Raw genomic sequence first — 5,476 nt, forward strand, 5'->3', positions numbered from 1 at the left:
TCCCTTGGATGTCTCTCAAATTCATTAACTAGAGCTTTTTCGTTGTTCAATTTTTAAGGTTCAATCTCGCTGTCTTTCGCAACAGCTTTATCAGAATACCACTTCCAACCCAGCTTGTCAATACCTTTTTTGAACTTTTTTCAAAGTTTTTTAGAACGCAAAAAACGCCCCGAAAGGCGTTTTAATATTTATACTATTATAAAACTCAGCGTCCTATCCCTCGTTCAGATTTCTGAATACCTTCATAAGCAGTATTTTGAGTTGACCCAACTCCGATTCGGAGAGACCGTGCGCGCCCAGCGCGTCGAATTTGTCGTAGACCATCTTCATATCGTCCGCGGCCTTTAAGCCCTTAGGGGTGATAAATACGTAGAGGGAACGCCTGTCTCCTTCTTTTCTTTTTCTCTCAATAAGTCCGTTATTCTCCATGCGCAGAAGAATGCTTCCGAGCGTTGCCGGCTCGACTCCGCAGTAAACGGCTATTGCCTTTTGATTTGCTCCGTTAAATTTTGTAAGATATTCGAGTATTTTAGGCTGCCCCGAGGAAAGGCCCCGTTTCTGCGCTTCGCGGAATACATGCCTGTTCATTGCAGTATGCGATCTCATAAGCAAGTAATGAAGCTCATCCATTATATTCGCCCCTAAGTAAGAATTGTTATTGTGATATCTCTTATTTTTCAAGTTATTAGCAAAACACATCATGCCCGAAAACCCGAATCATGATGTATTTAAAATGCAAAATAAACATACACAATTATAAATATACACTAAAACCTCAATCTACGCAACCCTTTCAGCATAAAAATTCTTTAAGTCTCTCCGCATGGGACCGACTGTGAATCAATCTGCCCGCTGAACGCGCGCGCAGAAATGAAACGGCTTCGCACCGTCTGACCGCCATGCAAAAAAGCGGTTTTTTTAAAAGTTGTTCCTCTGAAATATGAATTATTTCACGATACTCGCCCATAGCCTCCGTAGCTTCGCAAAGCTTTGAAAGGAACTCCGTCTCGCTTTCATCAAAGCGATAAAGATACGTTGCGGCGTCCTCATCGGTAAAAAGCTCCAAAGCGCAGACGCCCTTGCCCACGGCCGCCTGCCAATAATGCTTAGGCTCCGCCGTTCTGAACAACCCCTTATACATAAACGGCGGCTTTAGGGCAACAGTCTCAAGTGCGCGTGCGCGCATATTTTTTACGCCCTTCGCCAAATTTACGGCTCGCTCGAAAAATGGTTTCGTATCGTATCCCATGCGTCCTACGACATAGCGCGTACCGGATGCAAGCGTTACAAAAATCATATATCCCTCAAGCTGTATCTCTTCGGCAAAGCAAAGTGGTATACGCACGGCATTCGCCGTCGGAGGCAATATGCATATACTGTCCGAAAAAAGCGCGATCTTAGCGCGTCCGCGCTCACGCGGCGTCTCATACTCGCCCTCAGATGACATTATGATCTTTTCGTTCACAAAAAGCGCTTCAAGGCTGCGCTTTCCGAAAAGGCTGCAAAGCTCCTCGTAAAAACCGTCATAGGAGAAGCCGAGCATTGATATATTTATGTGCTCGCCCGTCTGAGTATTTATAAATATCCTATGATTTATGGGACTTATATTCTCGATATCTGCATAATCGAGAAATCGACTGCCGAAATCCATACCCTCGCGCTCAAGCGATATCCTTGCCGCGCGTCCCTGCACGCATCCTTCGTATTTCATCAGAGCTTCGTTCCGCACTCGCCGCAGAATTTCATTCCCGGTTCGTTTTCATGACCGCAATTCGGGCATTTGCCGCTTTTCTTCATCGGAGAGCCGCACTCGCCGCAGAATTTAAGCCCGAGCGCAACCTGCGCGCCGCAGTTGGGGCAGCGCTGCGTACCGAGCGGAGCGCCACAGTTGTTGCAGAATTTGCCTTCTCCGGCAGGCTTGCCGCATTTGGGACATACCGTAGTGCGCTTTTCAAGCTTGCCCTGCCAAACAGTCGCCGTATCCGCCGCTTCGTCGATATTGCGGCGCATAGCACGGTTTCTTGCCTGTGCGGCATAGCTTGCCTCGCGCGGAGCGCACTCTACGCAGAGGCCCTCTTCATCGTTCCAGCAGTCAGTACATACCCACGTATTGCAGGACGGACACTTTTTAAAGTTGGGGCGCACTTCCTTTTGCGCCTCGTCGAAGGCGCGCTCGTGTTCTTTTCTCCATTCGGGCGACTGATCGCTTAGGCGTCCTCCGAGCATATCGCTGCCGCGTTCGATCATAGAGCCGAGATCGCCGGCTCTGCCGCCGAGCAAGCCGCCCAACGTGGACGCCATGCGTCCGAAACGTTCCGTTTTCTGCTTATGGCCGTATGTGCTCGATTGAACGAAGCTGCTCTTATACCCGTTGCCGCAGCAGTCGCAGAAAAACTCGAACTGAAATCCGGCCTCCGTCGAAAGATCGTCGTGGTTCCTTGTAAAAGAATGAAGCATAAATATTACCCCCATCTGTATTTGTGTAAAAGAGCATTTCTTTCCGTGTCACTATATTTTATCACAGTTCCGCATGGTTTTACAACAGCTGCGCCGCTTTATTTGGTGGTTGCCCAAAAGACGCAAAAAAGCGCCTTATATCGAGCGCTTTTTGTACTATCCCTCATTTAGATTTTTAAAAACTTTAAAAAGCATCCGTTTAAGCAAGGCGATCTCCTCTTCAGAAAGACCCTCCGTGCCTTTTTCGTCATATTTATCATAGACCGCTTTCATATCATCCGCGGCCTTAAGTCCCTTTGGCGTGATATACACGTAAAGAGAGCGTCCGTCCTCTTTTTTTCTTTTTCTTTCTATAAGTCCGTTTTTCTCCATGCGAAGAAGGATGCTTCCAAGCGTTGCGGGCTCCACACCGCAGTAAACGGCTATCGCCTTTTGATTGTCTCCGTTGCGTTCCGTGAGATATTCCAATATTTTAGGCTGACCCGAAGAAAGGTTTATTTTCTGCGCTCCCCTGAATATGTTTCGGTTCATGGCCGTATTCGCTCTCATAAGCAGATAATGCAGCTCGTCCATTATTTTGTCCTCTTTATAAGCATTCTGATCAAAAAAATCTTTAAGAGATGTTGTGGGGCCGACTTTTATATCGCTCTTTTGGCAAATGCCCATACAAACGAAGCCGTTATCTCTCATTGAAATTTTTTCAATCTTTCAATATATGTTACAACAGTTTAAAAGTGAAAAAGTTTTTCTGTGAGAATCAAAAAAGGAGAAAAAGACGATCGCTTTTTCTCCTTTTTACAGCGCGTATATTTATTCCGCAGTCGCAAGCGGGGACGGCACCTTGTACACGCGGCTTGCGAGCTCCTGATCGAGAAGATAGAGTCCCTTGCCATCGCTTCCCATGAGGTCGTACTTCTTTAAGTTGGTCGCGGCGTTGTCCTCTTCCTCCACCTGCTCGTCAACGAACCACATGAAGTAATTCGAAGTCTTGTGGTCCTTTTCCTTCTGAGCGAGCGTTACGATATCGTTTATAAGGCCGGTCACGAGCGCCTCGTGCTCCGCGCTCTTAGCTAAAACGTCGCGCACTCCGTCAAACTTCGCGGGCGGCGCTTCTATCGCGTCGAGCACTACGGTGCCGCCGGAAAGATGAACGTAATTGTAAATAATGAGAGCGTGGTCGCGCTCCTCCTCTGCCTGCACCTTGAACCAGTTCGCGTAGCCGTCGAGTCCCTCGCCCTTAAGATACGAGGACATCGAAAGATACAGATACGACGAATAAAGCTCGCGGTTTATCTGATAATTGAGCTTCTTTTCAATATTAGCCTTTAACATTTTTATCCCTCCAAAGATTTATTTTAATAATTTATACCTTTTCTTATATAGTCGGCAAGCTTGTCTATCTTGATACGCACCTGCTCCATTGAATCGCGCTCGCGCACGGTAACGCAGCCGTCGGTCTCGGACTCAAAGTCGTAAGTTATGCAGTAGGGAGTTCCTATCTCGTCCTGTCTGCGGTAACGCTTGCCTATGGAGCCGGTCTCGTCGTAATCGACCGAAAACTCGCGGCTCAGCGTCTCAAAAACGGCGGTCGCCTTATCGGAGAGCTTCTTCGAAAGCGGCAACACGGCGGCCTTGAAGGGAGCGAGCGCCGGATGGAGCCTTAAAACGGTGCGGACGTCGCCCTCGGATACTTCTTCCTCGTCGTAAGCGTCTATAAGGAAGGCAAGCGCCACTCTGTCCGCGCCAAGCGAGGGCTCTATAACGTAGGGTATATACTTTTCGTTAGTCTGCGGGTCGAAGTACTCCATCGACTCGCCGGAGAACTCCTGATGCTGCTTTAAGTCGAAGTCCGTTCTGTCGGCTATTCCCCAAAGCTCGCCGAAGCCGAACGGGAATAAGAACTCTATATCGGTAGTCGCCTTCGAGTAATGGGAAAGCTCGTCCTGCTCGTGATCGCGGAGCTTTATATTTTCCTCTCTCATGCCGAGGCCGATGAGGAAATCGATGCAGTATTTGCGCCAGAACTCGAACCATTCGAGGTCGGTGCCGGGCTTGCAGAAGAACTCGAGCTCCATCTGTTCAAACTCGCGCGTGCGGAACGTGAAGTTGCCGGGAGTTATCTCGTTTCTGAAAGACTTGCCTATCTGGCCCACGCCGAACGGTATCTTCTTTCTCGTGGAGCGCTGTATGTTCTTGAAGTTAACGAATATGCCCTGCGCCGTTTCGGGGCGGAGGAAAAGCTCGTTCTTTGAATCCTCGGTAACGCCCTGGAACGTCTTGAACATAAGGTTGAACTTTCTTATCTCGGTAAAATTCTTTGAGCCGCATTCGGGGCAGGCGATACCCTTTTCCTTGATGAATTCCATCATCTTTTCGTTGCTCCAGCCGTTGGGAGCGACGCCCGTCGCCTCTTCTATGAGGTGATCGGCGCGGTGACGCGTCTTGCAGTCGCGGCAGTCCATAAGCGGGTCGGAAAAGCCGCCGACGTGACCGGAAGCCACCCACGTTTTGGGATTCATCAGTATGGCGGAATCGAGTCCCACGTTCTGGGGAATCTCGTAAACGAACTTTTTCCACCATGCCTTCTTTATATTATTCTTGAACTCCACTCCGAGCGGGCCGTAGTCGAACGTATTCGAAAGGCCGCCGTAGATCTCGGAGCCCGAAAAAATGTATCCTCTGCCCTTGCACAGAGCTACAATCTTATCCATTGTCTTCTGCGAATTGTCCATCTTTTATCCTCTTTCCTTGTTATGTTGTCTCATTAGAATATTTTATCAAACGAAGCGGCGTACTTCAAGTATTATTTTATAAAAGAAGCCAATGAAGTGTTATGGTACAAATGATATGTGACAAAAGAGAATGGAAATTCAACTCAAACATGGTATGATGAAGTTACCACACAAATCAGCCATGAAAGAGATGAATTTCCATGACCAGTTTAGCATCTAGCGCGCATTTCCGTCAACAGGTAATCAAGTATTCAGAGAAGAACGGAGCAACAAAAGCCGCAAACCGA

6 protein-coding genes are annotated in these 5,476 nt (G+C 48.1%); all 6 read right to left on the reverse strand.

Annotated elements, in window-relative coordinates; genetic code table 11:
* Positions 1-213: 213 nt before the first annotated feature.
* Positions 214-630, reverse strand: coding sequence for a MarR family transcriptional regulator (locus IJG50_02560; protein ID MBQ3378728.1), 417 nt, complete (start codon positions 628-630; stop codon positions 214-216).
* 163 nt (positions 631-793) lie between these two features.
* Positions 794-1,711 (reverse strand): hypothetical protein, encoded by a 918-nt coding sequence (locus IJG50_02565; GenBank protein ID MBQ3378729.1) that lies wholly within the window; start codon positions 1,709-1,711, stop codon positions 794-796.
* A complete protein-coding gene (locus tag IJG50_02570) occupies positions 1,711-2,472 on the reverse strand; it encodes a zinc ribbon domain-containing protein (GenBank protein MBQ3378730.1) in 762 nt (253 codons plus the stop codon). The genes IJG50_02565 and IJG50_02570 overlap by 1 nt, the downstream gene beginning before the upstream one ends.
* A 141-nt stretch (positions 2,473-2,613) precedes the next feature.
* Positions 2,614-3,030 (reverse strand): MarR family transcriptional regulator, encoded by a 417-nt coding sequence (locus tag IJG50_02575; protein ID MBQ3378731.1) that lies wholly within the window; start codon positions 3,028-3,030, stop codon positions 2,614-2,616.
* A gap of 237 nt (positions 3,031-3,267) precedes the next feature.
* Positions 3,268-3,789, reverse strand: coding sequence for a ferritin (locus IJG50_02580; protein ID MBQ3378732.1), 522 nt, complete (start codon positions 3,787-3,789; stop codon positions 3,268-3,270).
* Between the two features lie 23 nt (positions 3,790-3,812).
* Complete coding sequence (locus tag IJG50_02585; GenBank protein MBQ3378733.1) at positions 3,813-5,189, reverse strand: glycine--tRNA ligase; 1,377 nt, start codon at positions 5,187-5,189, stop codon at positions 3,813-3,815.
* Positions 5,190-5,476: the final 287 nt, after the last annotated feature.

The organism is Clostridia bacterium (genome assembly GCA_017405765.1).
In the GTDB taxonomy this organism is placed as follows: Bacteria; Bacillota; Clostridia; order Oscillospirales; family RGIG577; genus RGIG577.

Bases quoted from the DNA above. Each gene is read 5' to 3' on its own strand.
- IJG50_02585 (MBQ3378733.1), bottom strand. From the start codon at position 5,189: ATGGACAATTCGCAGAAGACAATGGATAAGATTGTAGCTCTGTGCAAG.
- IJG50_02575 (MBQ3378731.1), bottom strand. From the start codon at position 3,030: ATGGACGAGCTGCATTATCTGCTTATGAGAGCGAATACGGCCATGAAC.
- IJG50_02560 (MBQ3378728.1), bottom strand. From the start codon at position 630: ATGGATGAGCTTCATTACTTGCTTATGAGATCGCATACTGCAATGAAC.
- IJG50_02580 (MBQ3378732.1), bottom strand. From the start codon at position 3,789: ATGTTAAAGGCTAATATTGAAAAGAAGCTCAATTATCAGATAAACCGC.
- IJG50_02565 (MBQ3378729.1), bottom strand. From the start codon at position 1,711: ATGAAATACGAAGGATGCGTGCAGGGACGCGCGGCAAGGATATCGCTT.
- IJG50_02570 (MBQ3378730.1), bottom strand. From the start codon at position 2,472: ATGGGGGTAATATTTATGCTTCATTCTTTTACAAGGAACCACGACGAT.